At 60.2% G+C, this 16,586-nt stretch carries 16 protein-coding genes; 7 read left to right on the top strand and 9 right to left on the bottom strand.

Annotated elements, in window-relative coordinates; genetic code table 11:
• Nucleotides 1-46 precede the first annotated feature (46 nt).
• From WAB17_RS04245 to WAB17_RS04215, 7 genes are all read left to right on the top strand, one after another.
• On the top strand, nucleotides 47-322 hold the full coding sequence (locus WAB17_RS04245; RefSeq protein WP_109808972.1) for a metal-sensitive transcriptional regulator: 276 nt from the start codon (nucleotides 47-49) through the stop codon (nucleotides 320-322).
• Nucleotides 323-462: 140 nt separating this feature from the next.
• Nucleotides 463-948 (top strand): DUF2231 domain-containing protein, encoded by a 486-nt coding sequence (locus tag WAB17_RS04240; RefSeq protein ID WP_435418782.1) that lies wholly within the window; start codon nucleotides 463-465, stop codon nucleotides 946-948.
• Nucleotides 949-959: 11 nt separating this feature from the next.
• On the top strand, nucleotides 960-1,343 hold the full coding sequence (locus WAB17_RS04235) for a hypothetical protein (protein WP_109808973.1): 384 nt from the start codon (nucleotides 960-962) through the stop codon (nucleotides 1,341-1,343).
• Nucleotides 1,343-1,807, top strand: a complete 465-nt coding sequence (locus tag WAB17_RS04230) for a DUF411 domain-containing protein (RefSeq protein WP_144097308.1) — start codon at nucleotides 1,343-1,345, stop codon at nucleotides 1,805-1,807. The genes WAB17_RS04235 and WAB17_RS04230 overlap by 1 nt, the downstream gene beginning before the upstream one ends.
• 39 nt (nucleotides 1,808-1,846) lie before the next feature.
• Nucleotides 1,847-4,213, top strand: a complete 2,367-nt coding sequence (locus tag WAB17_RS04225; RefSeq protein WP_435418781.1) for a heavy metal translocating P-type ATPase — start codon at nucleotides 1,847-1,849, stop codon at nucleotides 4,211-4,213.
• Nucleotides 4,210-4,626, top strand: a complete 417-nt coding sequence (locus WAB17_RS04220) for an ion channel (protein WP_435418780.1) — start codon at nucleotides 4,210-4,212, stop codon at nucleotides 4,624-4,626. The genes WAB17_RS04225 and WAB17_RS04220 overlap by 4 nt, the downstream gene beginning before the upstream one ends.
• Nucleotides 4,627-5,250 carry a DUF305 domain-containing protein gene (locus tag WAB17_RS04215; RefSeq protein ID WP_193504476.1) on the top strand — a complete coding sequence of 208 codons (624 nt, stop codon included), beginning with the start codon at nucleotides 4,627-4,629 and terminating at the stop codon, nucleotides 5,248-5,250.
• 608 nt (nucleotides 5,251-5,858) lie between these two features.
• On the opposite strand, the gene WAB17_RS04210 is transcribed toward WAB17_RS04215, so the two are convergent.
• The 9 genes from WAB17_RS04210 to WAB17_RS04170 all read right to left on the bottom strand — a co-directional run bounded on the left by WAB17_RS04210 (nucleotide 5,859) and on the right by WAB17_RS04170 (nucleotide 16,583).
• On the bottom strand, nucleotides 5,859-7,472 hold the full coding sequence (locus WAB17_RS04210; protein WP_435418779.1) for a hypothetical protein: 1,614 nt from the start codon (nucleotides 7,470-7,472) through the stop codon (nucleotides 5,859-5,861).
• A gap of 328 nt (nucleotides 7,473-7,800) precedes the next feature.
• Complete coding sequence (locus tag WAB17_RS04205; RefSeq protein ID WP_435419329.1) at nucleotides 7,801-8,361, bottom strand: sugar transferase; 561 nt, start codon at nucleotides 8,359-8,361, stop codon at nucleotides 7,801-7,803.
• Nucleotides 8,361-9,284 carry an NAD-dependent epimerase/dehydratase family protein gene (locus WAB17_RS04200; protein WP_435418778.1) on the bottom strand — a complete coding sequence of 308 codons (924 nt, stop codon included), beginning with the start codon at nucleotides 9,282-9,284 and terminating at the stop codon, nucleotides 8,361-8,363. Before WAB17_RS04200 ends, WAB17_RS04205 begins: the two co-directional genes overlap by 1 nt.
• Nucleotides 9,284-10,279 carry an ATP-grasp domain-containing protein gene (locus WAB17_RS04195; protein ID WP_435418777.1) on the bottom strand — a complete coding sequence of 332 codons (996 nt, stop codon included), beginning with the start codon at nucleotides 10,277-10,279 and terminating at the stop codon, nucleotides 9,284-9,286. Before WAB17_RS04195 ends, WAB17_RS04200 begins: the two co-directional genes overlap by 1 nt.
• Complete coding sequence (locus WAB17_RS04190) at nucleotides 10,276-11,001, bottom strand: metallophosphoesterase family protein (protein ID WP_435418776.1); 726 nt, start codon at nucleotides 10,999-11,001, stop codon at nucleotides 10,276-10,278. The genes WAB17_RS04195 and WAB17_RS04190 overlap by 4 nt, the downstream gene beginning before the upstream one ends.
• A 31-nt stretch (nucleotides 11,002-11,032) precedes the next feature.
• Nucleotides 11,033-13,375: a GumC family protein gene (locus WAB17_RS04185; RefSeq protein ID WP_435418775.1), complete on the bottom strand. Its 2,343-nt coding sequence runs from the start codon at nucleotides 13,373-13,375 to the stop codon at nucleotides 11,033-11,035.
• A gap of 115 nt (nucleotides 13,376-13,490) precedes the next feature.
• Nucleotides 13,491-14,615 (bottom strand): glycosyltransferase family 4 protein, encoded by a 1,125-nt coding sequence (locus WAB17_RS04180; RefSeq protein WP_435418774.1) that lies wholly within the window; start codon nucleotides 14,613-14,615, stop codon nucleotides 13,491-13,493.
• Nucleotides 14,616-14,628: 13 nt separating this feature from the next.
• On the bottom strand, nucleotides 14,629-15,477 hold the full coding sequence (locus WAB17_RS04175; protein ID WP_435418773.1) for a sulfotransferase domain-containing protein: 849 nt from the start codon (nucleotides 15,475-15,477) through the stop codon (nucleotides 14,629-14,631).
• Nucleotides 15,474-16,583: a glycosyltransferase family 4 protein gene (locus WAB17_RS04170; RefSeq protein ID WP_435418772.1), complete on the bottom strand. Its 1,110-nt coding sequence runs from the start codon at nucleotides 16,581-16,583 to the stop codon at nucleotides 15,474-15,476. Before WAB17_RS04170 ends, WAB17_RS04175 begins: the two co-directional genes overlap by 4 nt.
• Nucleotides 16,584-16,586 lie beyond the last annotated feature (3 nt).

Genomic DNA, 16,586 nt, shown 5'->3' with positions numbered 1-16,586 from the left:
ATTGCAAGATACCCGGGAGGGTATCGTCGCCGATGGAGTGCTAAACGTGGCAGCAACCGATGGTTCCCGCATCGTAAATCGTCTTCGCAGGATCGAGGGACAGGTGCGCGGCGTGGCGCAGATGATCGAGGATGATCGTTACTGCATCGACGTCCTGAACCAGGTCCAGGCGATCAAAGCTGCTCTCGGCCGTGCCGAGAGCGAAATCTTGAAGCGCCATGCGGCTTGCTGCGTGGCTGAAGCGATCGCCAGCGGTGACGCCGACGAACAGAAGCAGAAATTCGGCGAACTGGTCGACCTTTTCGAGAAGGCCAAGCGGTGAACTCCGTTCTACGCCTTTTGGCCAGCCTGGCTCTTCTTCTCTCGGCAACGGTTGCGTTCGCGCACGGCGACGAGAAGCATGGGGAGGAGGGCACGCGTCCTACTGTAACCGCTGAGGTCCGTGCTCAGCCCGGTCACGAAATGGAAACGATGGGCAGCGCCGCAGTTCCCAACGAAACCACGCAAGGCCATGATGCCGAGCAGGTTGAGAGTGAAGGCATAACCGGAGCTCTCAAGAGCCTGCATCCGGCAACCGTCCACTTCCCGATAGCGCTCTTGCTGATGGCTGCGCTAATCGAGATGTTCGTAATGTCCCGCCGTACTTCAGAACGCGAAGCGGCCATGAAGATCATGATCTACGGCGGCGCTGCGGGATCTGTCGTGGCAGCGCTGTTCGGGTGGATACATACCGGACTGTGGTTCGGCGGCGATACCGTCATGCAGCTTCACCGCTGGAACGGGATGCTGATCGCCGCCCTTGGCCTGGTGGCAGCCTGGATCGCTTACCGAAATCCGCAATCGCGCCTTGCTCTTCGCCTGACGCTTTTTCCGCTTGCGGTCCTACTGATCGCTCAGGGCTACATGGGCGGCGAACTCGCTCATGGTCTCAATCACCTCAAACTCTGAAGGAGCCTGCCATGCGTTTCAATTCTTTCGCCTGCGCCGGAAAGTCGTTGCTTGCGCCAGCGCTCCTGCTCCCGCTGTATGCATGCAGTGATGCCGCCGCTCCGGTGGAGGAGGAAACTCCGGCAGCCGAGGCGGCTGTCGCTACCCCCGCTCCGGTTGCTTCCGAGGCGGTCACCGAGCCGGTCTCCGAGCCGCGATCTGATGCGCCAGTCGCCGCGTCGAGTCCGCAGCCTGCAACCACCAGTGCGCCCGTGCCTTCCGCTCGCAAGGTCGCGCCGGCACCCGTCGCAACCCCCACGCCGACGGCAGCCGCAACGCCCGCCGCTGATCCGCATGCGGGCCACGACATGACCACCATGTCCGACGAAGACATGAAAGCAATGGGACACAACTGATGAGCCAACGCAGAAATCCGACCCGTCGCCCGCTTCTCCCCATACTTGGCACGATGTTGCTCGCAGCCTGTACGGGCGCGGCGCAGGCAGCCAGCTTCACCATGTATCGCGATCCCAGCTGCGGATGCTGCGAAGCCTGGGCCGCGCACATGCGGCAGGGCGACCGGCACGAAGTCGCCACGGTCGATCACCCCGACATGGCGTCGGTAAAGACGCAGAACGGCGTCCCTGATGACCTTCGTTCGTGTCACACCCTGATCGCGGATCGCTACGTCATCGAGGGCCACGTACCCGCCGCCGAAGTCGAACGCCTGCTCGCGGAAAGGCCCGACTGGGTCGAAGGGCTCGCGGTCGCCGGTATGCCGCTCGGATCGCCCGGCATGGAAGCGGGGGGCAAAGTCCAACCGTACCAGGTAATAGCGTTCGGCAACGGCCGCCGCGAGGTTTTCGCATCCTATCCCTGATTTCAGTCATACGCACCTGCGAAGCAGAGGAGGCAATCCATGAGCTGTTGCGACACCCACCACGCAAATCACGCGGAAGGTGAAGCTACCGCCGTCGACCCCGTCTGCAGCATGAGCGTGACGATCGAAAGCGCGGCTCATGTCGCCGAGCACGATGGCGCGACCCATTACTTCTGTTCGGCACGATGCAAGGACAAGTTCGTCAGCGATCCGGAGCACTATCTGTCGGGCGCGCATCACAAGCAGGTCGAAGACGTTCCCGAAGGGACGATCTACACCTGTCCCATGCATCCCGAGATCCGGCAGGTAGGACCGGGAAGCTGCCCCATCTGCGGAATGGCTCTGGAGCCCGAGACGGTCAGCCTCGAGGATGGCCCCGATCCCGAACTCGTCGACATGACCCGCCGCTTCTGGGTCAGCGCGCTCTTCACCCTGCCGTTGTTCGCCTACGCGATGAGCGACATGGTGCCCGGGATCAGCTTCGACCGGCTGATCGAACCGGCGCGTGCGCAATGGGCGCAGCTGGCCCTGGCTACACCGGTCGTACTTTGGGGCGGCTGGCCTTTCTTCGAGCGCGCATGGCAGTCGCTCAGGACCCGCAACCTCAACATGTTTACGCTGATCGGCTTCGGCGTTGCGATCGCATTCCTGTTTAGCCTCGTCGCGACTCTCCTTCCCGATATATTCCCGCCCGCCTTCCGCGATCATTCGGGTCGGGTTGGGGTATATTACGAAGCAGCGGCGGTCATCACCACGCTCGTCCTACTTGGCCAGGTGCTCGAACTCAGGGCGCGGGGCTCAACCTCGAGCGCGCTGCGTGCACTGCTCGAACTTGCGCCGCCGACCGCGCTCAAGATCTTCGGCAGCGGCGACGAGCGCGAAGTGTCGCTCGACCAATTGGCAAGCGGTGACCTGCTCCGCGTCCGCCCGGGTGACAAGGTGCCGGTCGATGGCGAAGTGACCGAGGGCGCGAGCGCCATTGACGAGTCCATGATCAGCGGCGAGCCGCTGCCTGTTTCCAAAAAGGCCGGCGACCAGGTGATCGGCGGAACGGTCAACCAGACCGGCGGCTTCGTTATGCGGGCGGGCGCGGTCGGCAAGGACACGATGCTGTCCAAGATCGTCCAAATGGTCGCCGAAGCTCAGCGCAGCCGCGCACCGATCCAGCGTCTGGCCGATCAGGTCGCGGCCTGGTTCGTGCCTTCCGTGGTCGTGATCGCGGTCGTTACCTTTATCGTCTGGGCCATCTGGGGGCCATTCCCCGCGCTTGCCTATGCGCTGGTCAACGCAATCGCCGTTCTCATCATTGCCTGCCCATGCGCGCTCGGCCTCGCAACGCCGATGTCGATCATGACCGGGACCGGCAAGGGCGCCCAGCACGGCATCCTCATCCGCAACGCCGAGGCGCTCGAGACGCTCGAAAAGATCGACACGCTGGTGGTCGACAAGACGGGCACTCTCACCATGGGCAAGCCTGATCTCGTCGCCGTCACTCCCCGAGTGGGCCTGGACGAGGCCGAGTTCCTTTCCGCCGTCGCCGCGGTCGAATCGGGGAGCGAGCATCCGCTTGCCCATGCAATAGTTGAAGGCGCCAAGGCGCGAGGCGTGGCGTTCGAGGCAGCGTCTGATTTGTCGTCGACTACCGGCGAGGGTGTCGAGGCGCGCGTGGGACCGCGGAAGGTCGCCATTGGTAACGAGAAACTGATGCGGCGGCTCGGTATCGATGATGCGGAATGGCTCGCGTCCGCAGAAGCCGGACGCTCCCAGGGCCAGACCGTGATGTTCGTGGCCATCGATGGCGCACCGGCAGGGCTGATCGCGGTCGCCGATCCGATCAAGCCGACCAGCGCTGCGGCCATTCGGGCGCTGCACGAGCGCGGGATCGAAGTGGTCATGCTGACCGGCGATAGCCGGGCCACCGCCGAAGCCGTGGCCCGCCAGCTCGGTATCGACGAGGTCGAGGCCAATGTGTCGCCCGAGGACAAGCATCGCAAGATCGAGGCTCTCAAGGCCGCCGGCAAGCGCGTTGCGATGGCAGGGGACGGCATCAACGATGCGCCGGCGCTGGCGGCGGCGGATGTCGGCATTGCGATGGGAACCGGCACCGACGTGGCAATCGAAAGCGCTGGCGTCACGCTGGTTCGCGGCGACCTGACCGGTGTTCTCCAGGCGATCGTCCTGTCGCGCGCCACCATGCGCAATATTCGCCAAAACCTCGTATTCGCGTTCGGATACAATGCGCTCGGCATCCCGGTGGCAGCGGGCGTGCTGTTTCCCGCCTTTGGCCTTCTTCTCAATCCAATGATCGCCGCCGCGGCCATGAGCCTCTCGTCGGTGTCGGTCATCGCCAATGCCCTGCGTCTTCGCGGGCTCAGCCTTCCAACCTTGAGCGAAGGTCGGGCATGATCGCGGCAACGGCTATCGGAATAGCGCTCTTCCTTGCTTCGCTGACATTGCATCTCGCCATGCTGCGCCTGGCGAAGAAGCTTGCACCGCCGGGGCTTGCGCCGACCGGTCTGAGACTAACGGGCGGCTCATTGCTCGTTCTCATCAGCCACATGATGGTAGCCGTTGTCTTCGCGGCCGGTTTCGCATGGGCAGCCTCGCTCGGTCTTGGCGGGTTCGCCAAGGAACCGGCCATGTTGCCCATGGATTATTATTACTTCGCCCTGATCACCGTGACGACAGTGGGCCTGGGCGACATCTATCCAACCGATCATCTCAGGGTGATTGCGGGCATCGCGTCGCTGACGGGTTTCATCCTGATCAGCTGCACAGCCCATTACGTATACAAGACGATGAGCCAACAGGAGGATTGAATGGCTGACAACCACAGCGCGGACCACCAGCAGAACGGTGGTGGAAGCCACTACTGGCGCTTCATGGCGATGGTGGCGACGTCGACCGCGATCATGTTCGGCCTGATGTATCTAAACACATACGAGCTTAATCACGTGTTCTGGAGCGAGACGCGCTTTTGGATGACGTTCGTTATGGGCGGCATGATGATGATCGTCATGCTCCTCTTCATGTGGGGCATGTACAAGGACAAGACCAAGAACTTCATCATCCTGGGCGTAGGCGCGCTGGTCTTTGCGGTGGCGCTGTGGCTGGTCCGCAGCCAGGCGACCGTCAACGACGAAGAGTACATGTCCGCTATGATCCCTCACCATTCGATCGCAATCATGACGAGCGCGCGGGCCGAGATCACCGATCCGCGTGTTCGCAAGCTGGCGGACTCGATCATCGAGGCTCAGGTCAAAGAAATTGCAGAGATGAAGTTGCTGATCGAAGATATCGAAAGGAACGGTGAGATGGGCGACGGCACGCCACTCCCCGCGCGGACGACCGATCTCACACCAGAGCTATTGCAGGAAGCCAAACAGGCGGTTGAGCGTCCTATCAGCCCGGAGGTGCGCGACGAGGTTACGGTGGACGAATAGAAGCTTCGAGATGATTTATCCCGCAATTTGCGAAAACGTGAATTTGCGGGATAACCACGTGATCGGATGGCTGTGCGAAGGTGGTTTGCTGACCGTTCTTGCTGACTTGCAATGACGATATCAAAGCGGGATTAGCGCTAATGCTGAGTCCTGAAAAAGGCATCGAACCAATGCATTAGACGGGTTTTGAGGGCCTTTTGAGGGCTTTTTGGAGATAGCCGAATTTCTAACCATCTGATAAGACTTAAAAAACTAGCTCGAATGTGATGCCTCTTCTGGCACCATTTGTTGTTCTTCTAGCAACACTTTTTTGACGTTCTGGATCACCTACTCCATCGCCGCGCCAACCATGCCGTTGATCGGATTGCGAAAACAGCATCTCGCATGGGTTCCGATTGCTGCTGATCTACGAGATGGTCGGTTGACAGGCCGCCGAGATCGGGCGGCTGGTGGCATAGTAAGGGCGCGGCCCTCGCCCGCATGTGCGCCGTACACTGGCAGGCGGTTGCGCTTTTCAGTGAAAGCCCGGCAAACCACTTTACCTGCCGGCGGTGCATCGTGATCGCCTGCGAAGATAATCCGGAGTGTCGCCTGCTTCGGCTACCGCATCAGATCGAGATGCCGCAATTGACCGCTGGAACTGTCCCGGACCCATTGCCGACGCGAACAATCAGATTGCCCTGCCGAGTCTGGTCGCCGGCGAGTTCGTTCAGGAACTCCTCGAGATTGGTGAATCCGTCGCCATCCGCATCGGCAATGGCATCGGTCAATCCCGTAGCTGTTTCCCAAGCATCGTCCATACCGTCCATATCCGCGTCGGGATATGGGTTTGCATTAGCCAAGGCCGGCCAACCGCCAACGTCAGTCGGTGAATCTATGATACGGCCACTGCAGTTGCGAAAGTTATTGATTGCGCGCTGATCGGCCGCATCGCGCGGCCAGGCTCCCGCGAACGATAGCGTGTCGCGTACTCCCTGCAGGGCATCCGTGAATTGCTCGATCGAAAGGACGCCGATCGGATTGGAGACGACATAGGTCCAGTCATTTGGATCGAGGAACAGCCGGTCGTCGGCGGAATTCGATTGTCTCCGCCCGTCGATGTTGCCTTGCAGGAAAAGCTGTGCGTTTCGCGGGAAGGTCGAAAACTCGACCACATAGTCCGCGCCGTATACTGGCGATCCGCGCAGGGTCGAGGGACCGTACGAGACCCAATTGCTCATGATATTGGCTCTGCGGGTCAGCCCGCTGGTCGGGTCGCTCTGGTTCTGGAGATTGGAGAAGTACTGGTGCGCTTTCTCGCGCATGTCGTAAGAGATCGTATTGACGATATCGATCCGCGACCCTGTGCCAGCGTTGGGCATCCGGTCAACCGCATGCGCCATGAAAACATGATGCAACGAAATGTCGCTTCCTTCGACGAATACGCCCTTGGAATGTTCGGTCTGGATATGGGTCGACCGGCTAAGGCCTTCGTAGATGAGGCTCCATTGGAGGGTAATCTTGCTCGACGCCTTGGTCGAGTTGAACACCTCGTCCGTTGCCCAGGACAACGATACATGATCGATAATCGTGTTTTCAGCACCGGCATCAACGGTGATCGCGTCGGTCGTGTCCTGCTTTGTCCCGGACGTCGGCCCCGGCCTGACGCGAATGCCGCGAATGATGAGGTTGGGCGCGCGCAGAAACAAGGGAGACCCTGTCAGATTGTTCGGCGCGTTGCGTATGGCGATGCCGCCTCCGGGTGCAGTTTGTCCTGCAACTGTGAGCTGTCCAGAATCGACCCTGATCTGCGACAGGAGTTCGATGGTGCCAGCTACCCGGAATACGCAGGTCCGCGCTCCAGTGGCCTCCATACAGGCACGCAGCGATCCGGTGCCGGAATCGTTGAGGTTTGTGACCTGGATAATCCGACCGCCCCTGCCTCCGGTGGACGCCGCGCCAAAACCTTCGGCCGTCGGAAAAGCCCTCTGGCGGCCATCCGGCAGCTTGGCAGGGTTGAACGCCCCTGTTGTCGGGGCGGGCGTCGGCGTTGGCGTGGGTGTGGGGCTCGGTGACGGCGAGGGCGTCGGCGTCCCGCCAGCAAGAGGTGCTGGTGGTGCCGCATCTCCGCCGCCACAAGCAGCAAGCAACAATGCCAACGGCAACAGCAGATAGTGGTTATGGTACCCTGCCTGCTTCGGCAGGCGGCCCATCACCGATTTCTTCGGGGGCTGGTCAATCACGATGGCGGATCTTTGGGTTGGTTGCGACTGGCGACAGAGAGCAGCACTGTTGGTTAAGGAACAGTATCTGGCGATGGTTGGTGTAAAATTACCGCTCAGTCGCAAGCCAGCCGAAAACGGGCAAAAGGCCCAGCTTATGGCGAGCGAAAGTCGCCAATCGGGAAGCAAGTGACCCGTATTCTGCGCGATCGGATTGCCTGGCTGCGTTCAGCCATATGCCTAATCCGCTGTAATCGTTCGTGAGTGCTGGCATCAGCTCTGACGAGCATGGTTCACTCCCAGTAACGGGACGAGACGCGATCGATTGGCGCAGATACGCAACGGCCGATCAGACCCTGCCGGCACCCATCCGTTCGCCGGCGATCATGACCACGAATGTCATCCCGATGATTCGCGCATCGAGCAGCCAGGAGCGATTGCGGATATACCAAAGGTCGAGCGCCACCTTTTGCTGGAGACTGAGCAAGGTATTCCCGTTCACCTGCGACCATCCGGTTAGGCCTGGTCGGACCTCACAACGTTCGGCGCCAAGCGCCCCGAGACCCTTGATCGTTTCCGGCAGTAGCGGCCGAGGTCCGACAAACGCCATTTCGCCTCGCGCGACATTGATCAGGCCGGGAATCTCATCAAGCCGCGTACGTCTGAGGAATGAGCCAAACCTTGTGACGCGCTGCGCATCGGGGAGAAGGTTTCCATCGGAATCGCGCACATCTCGCATCGACCGGAACTTGATGAGTCTGAACGGGACGGTTCGAATACCAGCGCGGTCCTGTGTAAATACGACCGGATGCCCCTGGGTCAGAGCCGAAGCCAGCGCGATCGTCAGCATTAGTGGGAGCGCGAGAACCAGCAGGACGAGGGCAATCAGTCGGGTTCCGAGCTGACCCATCATAGTGGTCCCGGACAGTCCGATGACAATTCACCAGCAACATTGCCGACCATTCTTGAAATCAATAGCTCGAGAGGTTCGGGGAGATATCCTTCCGACCGGAGAAGGTCGCACTCGATCGCCGGAAAACCGCGATCGCGGGGGCAAGGAAGGTCTCGGTATTCGACCTTCGGTTCATACCCGACCTCCGCAGCGACCAACGCCAGAACTTCCTGCAAGGTATGGCGAATGCCCGAAGACAGGTTGAAATCTCCTTGGAGCCTGCGCGTCACCGCGATCAGGAGACCCTGCACTACGCTGTCCAGCGATACAAAATCGGCACCGAATTCTGGATCGGTCAACGTCACCGCTTGCCCACGGATAACCTTGCCCGCCATTCTGCCGATGAGATCTTCTCCGGTGATCCCCACCACCGACGAGATACGCATGACCCCGAGGCCAAGTCCGGCCTTCGAACAAGCCTCGCGGGCGATCCACTCCTGCGCCGCCTTGGACGAAAGGTATATTGTCCGCGACATTGGCTGCACCAACGATCCTTCATCGGCCGATTGTAGGCGAGGATCGTAAAAGTTGGCCGTCGATGCCAGCACCATATGTCCGACACGCGCTTGCGCCAGGCTTTCGATCAGATGCTTTGTTCCGAGCACATTGGTCTGGAACATGGCGAGCGCAGCCGCATCATCGGCCGGACTGGTATCGACTTTCGCAGCCAGATGAACTGCCGTGTCCACACCGCGCAGCGCGTCCGGAATGGCAGAATTCACCGACGGCGCGGCAAGATCGAACCATTCGAATTCGACCTTTCCCTCTAGCCAGGAGGGCAATTGTCGACCGAGACACACGAGGCTGTGACCGGCCCTCAGCGCTTCGTCGGCAAAAGCTGTGCCGACGTTCCCCGAGGCTCCCGTCAGCGCGATTCTCATTACGCTGTCGCCCCTATTCCTTCACGGTCGACGTCCGGCAACAATTGCTCCTCGAGGAAGCGTACCACCGTACCGCGGGCAGATGGCGGCTGTTCCACTGGCTTGCCGTGCAACACTTTTTGCAAGACCATGTGTACCTCGTTGAAGCCGAGCAATGCGCGCATCGGTGTAGTGCCGGAAAACCTCGCGTTTATCTCGAACAGCCGGAACTGGCCGTCCAGGCCACGGCGAAATTGGAGATTTGCTGGCCCGAAAGGCCCCAAAGCTTTTGCGACCCTACGCACGTAGGCATCGCAATCGGGATACTCGCCGGCGTAGGCGCGAAACGTATTGCCGTCGCGCAGGTCCCGTCGCAACACGATCGAGGCCGAGACCTCACCATCGAAGCAAATGACACCGGCAGTGTATTCCTCGTGATCAGGACCCGCCCATTGCTGTACGATCAATCCCTTGCGGCCATCCAGCGCCGCAGCCAGTCCGTCGCGGTCGTAAACCAGCGACACTCCGACGGCGCGGGCGCCCTGCCGCGGCTTCACGATGAGCGGAAACCCGTGCGAGGCGACAAGCGCCTCGACTTCCTGGTGCTGTTCGGCAGAAGCGGAATGAGGGAACGGTAGCCCGCTCCGCTCGAGCCATTGCGCAGTTGCCAGCTTGTCGTCGGCGATCTGTACGATTTCAGGCGAACTGACGACAATCTTGGTGCCAAACCGCGCTTCCCAAGCAGCGCGTTTCTCCGCGAAAATGCCCAGTTCGACATCTGTGCCAACCAGGACCGCATCGGGCCGTTCAGTATCGAGCATCGCCTCGATCGCCCCAGCGTAACCGGCGTCATTCGCCATGGGTATGAGCCGGTGCGAATTGGCCCAGTACAAGCCAGGCGACAGCGGATTGGGATCGAGCGCCACCACGTTGTATTCGCATGGTGCCATCTTGAGGGACTTGATGATGCCTTGACCGAGAACGGCTCCCGCACCGGTAACGGCGACCTTGATCATTGATAAAACCTGCAGAGCATCGACTTGGTTTCTTCCGATAGACCAGGTGCACGAAGGATGGCGGATTGGTGGGCAAGTGGATCGAATTCTACTGGTCGAACTTCTACGTGAAGTGCGTCGGATTTGCTTTCGACCATTGTCCAGGAAGGCATACCGCCTTGACGCGAACGTGGTTGCCCGACGGAGTCCACCACGTGCACTTCGACCCCTTGCTCGTCCCGGAAGAATTTTTCGCGGTGGAGGTGTCCGAATATACCGTAGCGAAAACCGCGCTCTCGCAACCTTCGGGCCGCTGCCCTGAGCAGCTCCTCATCGGACAGATATGTCCAGTCACCAAAGCCGAAAGGGTTGGCATGGGCGAACAACGCGCTGCCCCAAGCCCATTCGGCGATCCAATCCAATTGGGTCGGCCATTCTCCGCCGAGTTCTTGCCAGGTCCATTCGATGGACTCGCGGATCCAACTGGGCAAGCGATCAATATAGGCCGAGCGACGGTCTCTGAGGTCGATGTACAGCTGTTCGTGGTTCCCACCGACTAGGAAGGCGCCGTCGCGATCAATCGCTTCGATCGCCAATTCACGGCAGGCGGTCGGATCGACCCCGTAGGTGAACAGGTCCCCGAGCAGAATAAGCTGGTCGAAACCTTCTGCACGGGCATCGGCCAAGGCCTTGCGAAACGGAGCGGCCGCCGAATGAATGTCGCTGATGACTGCGATGCGCATGGTGGGATACTAGAGCTCGCTGGCACGTATCCTACGCGGCCAGCGGTTTCCTCCTGAAGAGCCGCATGAACTCATCCCGAAGGGTAAGCCGGGCGGGGACCGCACCGCTGAAATAGTCCGCAGCCTCGTGATAGTACTGAATAGAATCTCCGTATTTCCGGCGGGCATGATCGGCGTAGTCGACCTGATTGAAGACGCAGCCTGCGACGTTTCCGCTGCCCAGCAATTCCAGTGTGGCGCGGAGCTGGTCAATGTTGGTCTCGCCCCATTTAACGACAATGATCGTGTCATCGGTGTAGTCGCTCATCGAACGAGCGTCGCGAACGGCGAGAACCGCCGGGGCGTTGACCACCACGATATCGAAGTCCTTCTTCAGATCTGCAACCAATTGCTGGAAGCGTGGCGAAGTGAGCACGGCCGCAGGTTCGGCGATCGGCTGGGACGCACTCAGGAGCATGAACCGCGACAGCATTTCATCCGCATCCGGCCTGAGCATGACTTCAAAGCCGGCGTTCGTCATTTCCCCAGAGCTGTTGGGAGGGGCGATGAGGCCGTGCACATCTACATTCCCCCTGATCACGTCGATCAACTCGGGAGCGTCCATATCCTGCTGTATTCTCTGCAGAATTCCCGACCTGCGAAGGTCGAGATCAAGGATCACGGCCCGCTTGCCCATCGTCAATGCAGCTGCCGCTATTGTCAGCGCGGTGACTGACTTGCCGTCGCCAGGCATTGGCGAAGTCACCAGAACACTCTGCGACTGATTGGACGGCATGAGCGAACGGACTTCGGAGTAGACCGATCTCGCCACTTCAGCGAAAATCGAATGCGGTTCGGTAATCACCGGCGATTCCCGCAGCTTGGATGAGTAACCGTCCGTCAGCGATGGGAGCATGCCGAAGACCGGAAGTCCGAAATATTTCCGGATCTGTGCGGCAGTACGCAGGCGATCGTCCATCAAGTCGATGAGGAAAGCAATGATCATCGCCAGGACCGCGGCGCCCGTGACGGCAACTGCAGTGGTCTTGAGGGGAGCGGGGGAAATCGCATCACGGTCGGGCGTTGCCGGCGAGATTATGTTCGAGCTTACGCCTTCCACCAGTTTCTCGGATTCGACGCGGTTCATTTGCTCGGCAATGCTTGCCACTGCCGCTGCTGTGGTGAGGGCTTCGCGTTCGAGCTGCTCGAGCAGGGGAGTATTGGCAGTGTTCGCGAATGCCCGTGATGTCATCGAGGCAACGACTGACTGCAACTGGCCGGCACGTGCTGCACTGCCTGCGGCCTCGGCACGCGCAAGCTGCCGCATCCGCTCCCCTTCTACGCTTGCTTGGGCTTGCGCCGCCCTGCGTGCAGCGTCCTGTTCGCGGGCGAGACTGGCTCGTACGCTTTGAAGCTCGGTCTGAACCCTGGCCAATTCGGGATACCCACTGCCATAGGTCTGCGACAACCGGGCGTTTTGGGCGCTGAGTTCTGCTTCCTGGCGCTGCAATTGCTGAACTGCCGCGGAGGTTGCCCCGAGAGTCGTCGAGAGACCCGCTGCTTGCGCGATACCCGCGCTCTGCGCCGCCGATCCCGAACCCTGAGCTGCAGCTGACGCGGCCTCGGTGGATATCCGGTTGATTTGCGCAAGATCCTCTGCCCCTCCCGCGCCTACAAGCATACGATTGGCGACACGAAATTTTGCCAAAGCTTCGGCGGCCTCGACGGCACGTGCCATGCGATCTTCGCGTTCGGCTTCGAGATCGTTCATCAACTCCCGTCTGCGCTTGGTGTCGCGCGAGCGCTTCAGGTCTCCTACCGCTTCGGGAAACGTGTTGGCGATCTTCGCTGCAAGCTCGGGAGAACGCGCCGTGGCCGAGAATTCGATCAAGTCCGATCCTTCCTCGGACTTCACATCTGTGGTTGCGAGCAAGACCGAGACTGCCTCGCTTATCTGCTCCGCTTCAGTTCCAATCGGCTTGCCTCCCATTTGCTTGAGAAATACTGGGTTTTCCAGCAGGTTCAGCTTTTCAACCACCTTGTGTGCCGAGGTGCGCGAACGGTACAGCTTGCTTTCGTTCGCCAGCCGCTGTGAATTCTTTGCGAGGGCGTCGGCCTGGTTGGTGCCGGTTTCGTCGATCAACTCGACTTGGATGTTGGCTTTGGCGCGGTAGAGCTTCGGGGAAGTCAGCTGCCACGCCAAAGTCGCTAAGGCGACTACGATCACGGTCCCGAGCACTAGCAACCGATGTCGTGCGAAAGTCCTGACAAGGTCGGTGACGCCAAGTTGCTCGGTCGATGCTGGCTGTTGTGAAGCGGTGTAATAGTTGCCCGAGAAGCGGCGCTCTCTGGGTGCGGCAATCGGCCCCGGTTCATTGGCTACAATATCATGCACTGCCTTGCTCCCTTGCTCGTCACAGGCCGCTTCACGCCACGACACGGTGAGAGGATGTTAATGAAAGGACGACAGGTTCGCACAAGCTATTGCGGCGAATTCGGTACTCTTTAGGCTACCCCCTTTGGTGTCGGTCGATTGGCGAGGGGCGGCCATTGACGAGGCTGCGGTAAAGATCACGATGTCGCGATGCCGTTTGCTCGATCGTGAAATCGCGACTTTTCTCAATGGAACCGACAGACAGGCGACGATACAGCTCGGGTTCTGTGACGAGTCTTTTGAGACTTTGCGCAATGCCGCCACCGTCGCCAAGCATGATCCGCAGCCCATTTCGGCCGTCTTCAACGAGCTCGCGGTTGCCCGGAACGTCGGTCGCAACAATCGGCAACCCACTCGCCATAGCTTCGAGCAGGGTCAAGGGCATGCCCTCGAATAGCGACACGTTGAGGTATACGTCGCTGCCTGTCATGAGATCGGGAACATCCGATCGCTCTCCCAAGAACTCGACCATTTCGCTAACGCCGCGCGATCGCGCCAGTTCGCGCATTTGTGCCAAATCCGCGCCTCCACCCGCGACCTGGAACCGGGGTGTCATGCCAGGCCAGACAAGCGACTTCACAGCCACGGCAGCCTCGATCACGAGGGGATAGTTCTTTTGCGCGCTGATGGCTCCGACCGATAGCACGCGCACACCGTCGGACGGTGTCCGGCGCGCTTCGCCAGTCTTGAAGGATCGATTTGCCGCATTGGGTATTCTTACTACCGGCTTCCCGGCATGCCTGAGCAAGATTTCCTCGACGTCTGATCCGATCGCCACGTATCGATCCGTCCAATGGTCGAACAGCTTGAACATCCAGGGTGGAAACGGCAGGCGTGTATTGTGGTGCGTAAGGACCCGCGGAACCCCGCATTGCGATAACGCCAGCATTGGCAACGCACGTACCGTATGCGCGTGCACGACCTCGATCGAGAAATCATAAAGCGCTCGCTTCAGCCAAAAGGAGCCCGTCGCGGGATTACGGCGCGCGTTCAGTCCGAGCGATCGAAACGAGCCTCCCGCGGCCTTGATGTCGCGGATCATTCGATCTTCGGTTTCTACAGAATTACCTAAGGTCTGCGAGTCGCAAAGGGCTACCACCAACGGTTTGTCACCCAGGCGCGCAAACTCCTCGGTCAGGGCGCAGACAAGGACTTCTGCGCCCCCCGTGGTTAGGGAATTGATGATGGAGCAGATCCGCATGAAGGGCGCACCCCTAAGGTGCGAATCCAGTCGGTCGATAGAGCGCCCAAGCCGCATCGTTCAACCGATCCGCAAAGATCTGCCTTATACGGGCATCGTGTTCTGCGTTCAGGTAGTCGGTGTAGCCGGCCACCTTGCCTCGCCGAACACGCGATGCGTCAGCGTCCTTCTTGTTATACTCGTGTCCCGGGATGCCGGTTTCCCGTTCCTTTTTCTGCATCTTGTCGAAGCGGGCCTTCTCAATCGCCTCGTCCAGCCATGCAGCGTCTACCGGCAACCCCAGGAAGACGAGAACTGCCTCGACGGCTTTGGCAGTAGCCTTGCTCATTTCCTCGTAGCTGAGCACAAGTGACGGCCGTCCGAGGAGCCCTTCGGCCCATTCGTTATGGTATTCGGCAATGCTCGCCGCACCGAACGCCTCGCTTTCCAGAAATTCGCCAATGGAGCCTTCGAACCGGTGTTTGTGTCGGGTCTGGTGAAAATAGGACGACACCAGGACATCGCGCGGATCCCGCACCAGCATTACCACCGGCATATGCGCAAAAAGGCTCGCGTTGTAGTCGCGATGGCTCACCGCAATTAACGGCAGATCACCGGCAGCCGCTTGCAGGCGCGAAGGCAGCCCTCTTTGCTTGTCCAGATCGAAATTGGGCATCACACGGAAAGTGGAAATCAGGTCGGGATCAAAATCCAGGCCGGCATGGCGGGCCAGATACATCGAAAGCAGATACCGCAGCCATGTCCTTCCGCTCTTGGGGTAGGAGATAAGAAACGCGTCGATGGCCGAAGTCTGGCGCTGCAAACGCGCATCATGGCTTGATCGACGGTAGTCGCGCACGATTTCTTTAAGGGCGGTGATCATGATGTTCCCGTGTTGCCGTCAGTTGACGCGAATTCCCTCAGCACATCCTCGATCAGTCCGGTCCATAGTTCGCCGATCCTCACGGGCTGAAACCGTTGGGACGATTGCTGCGCGCAGGTGCCTAGCCGGGTCCTGAGTGCGGCGTCGCCCATCAGCCGGTCGAGCCCGGCTGCCATCTCGTTGACATCGCCGGCGCTGACCAGAATTCCATCCTCATCATGGCAGATCATCTCTGCCGGACCGAAATCGCAGGCAAAGGATATCGATGGCAGGCCTGCGGCCATGGCTTCGCCCAGCACCAGCCCCCAGCCCTCGAACCGTGAACTGAGGACGAAGGCATCGGCTTCGGCGATCCAGCCGCCCGGCTGGTTTGTGACGCCGGGCATAAGCACGCGGTCTGCCAGCCCGAGTTCCTCACGGAGACTTTCGAGCATATTCCGGTCCGGACCTTCTCCCCAAATGGTGAGAAGCCAGTCGTGATGCTTTTGTGCAACCTCGGCGAAAGCCCTGAGCAAGAGATCGAACCCCTTTTGGTGGGTCAGGCGACCAACAGCTACGAGGTTCTTGGTATCGCCACCTCTAGATGTGGCACTGCGCTCGCCGAAATCCGACATGTTCGGAATAACCCAAGAGCGTCGGCGCATGTTGGGCGGGAAGCACTCCATGGCGCCGTGCGTCATCGTGATCAGCCCAAACGCCTTCGGATATGTTCGTGCCCGCAACCAGCGCCACACTGGCCCCGGGTCCTGTTCGACCGGATTGTTGCGCTCGGATACGATGACCGGAATGTCGAGCCCGCGGGTCGCCAGCAATGCCTGGACATTGGTCCGCGTGAGGAAGCTGACGAGAAGGTCGGGTCGAGAGTGCTGCAGGTGACTTCGCAAGCGTCTCGTCCTCGCTACAACTTCCCTCGCGGCAGCATGTTTGGCCATCCGTCCGACAGGAAGCGCGAGGTAGCGTAACTCGATGCGCGGATCGGGCGTGTAATAGGGTTGCTCTGTGCCCGTTTCGTAGCTGATGATTTCAACTGTGTGTCCCCGCTCGACGAGGCGATTGGCGACAAACGTGACGACATGCTCCGACCCGCCCGCACGAAGTCCCGGCAACAG

Origin of the sequence: Parerythrobacter aurantius, from assembly GCF_045291475.1 — a bacterium.
Classification (GTDB): Bacteria; Pseudomonadota; Alphaproteobacteria; order Sphingomonadales; family Sphingomonadaceae; genus Parerythrobacter; species Parerythrobacter aurantius.
The sequence above is the reverse complement of the archived record's forward strand: the minus strand, read 5'-3'. Positions and strand labels throughout refer to the sequence as shown.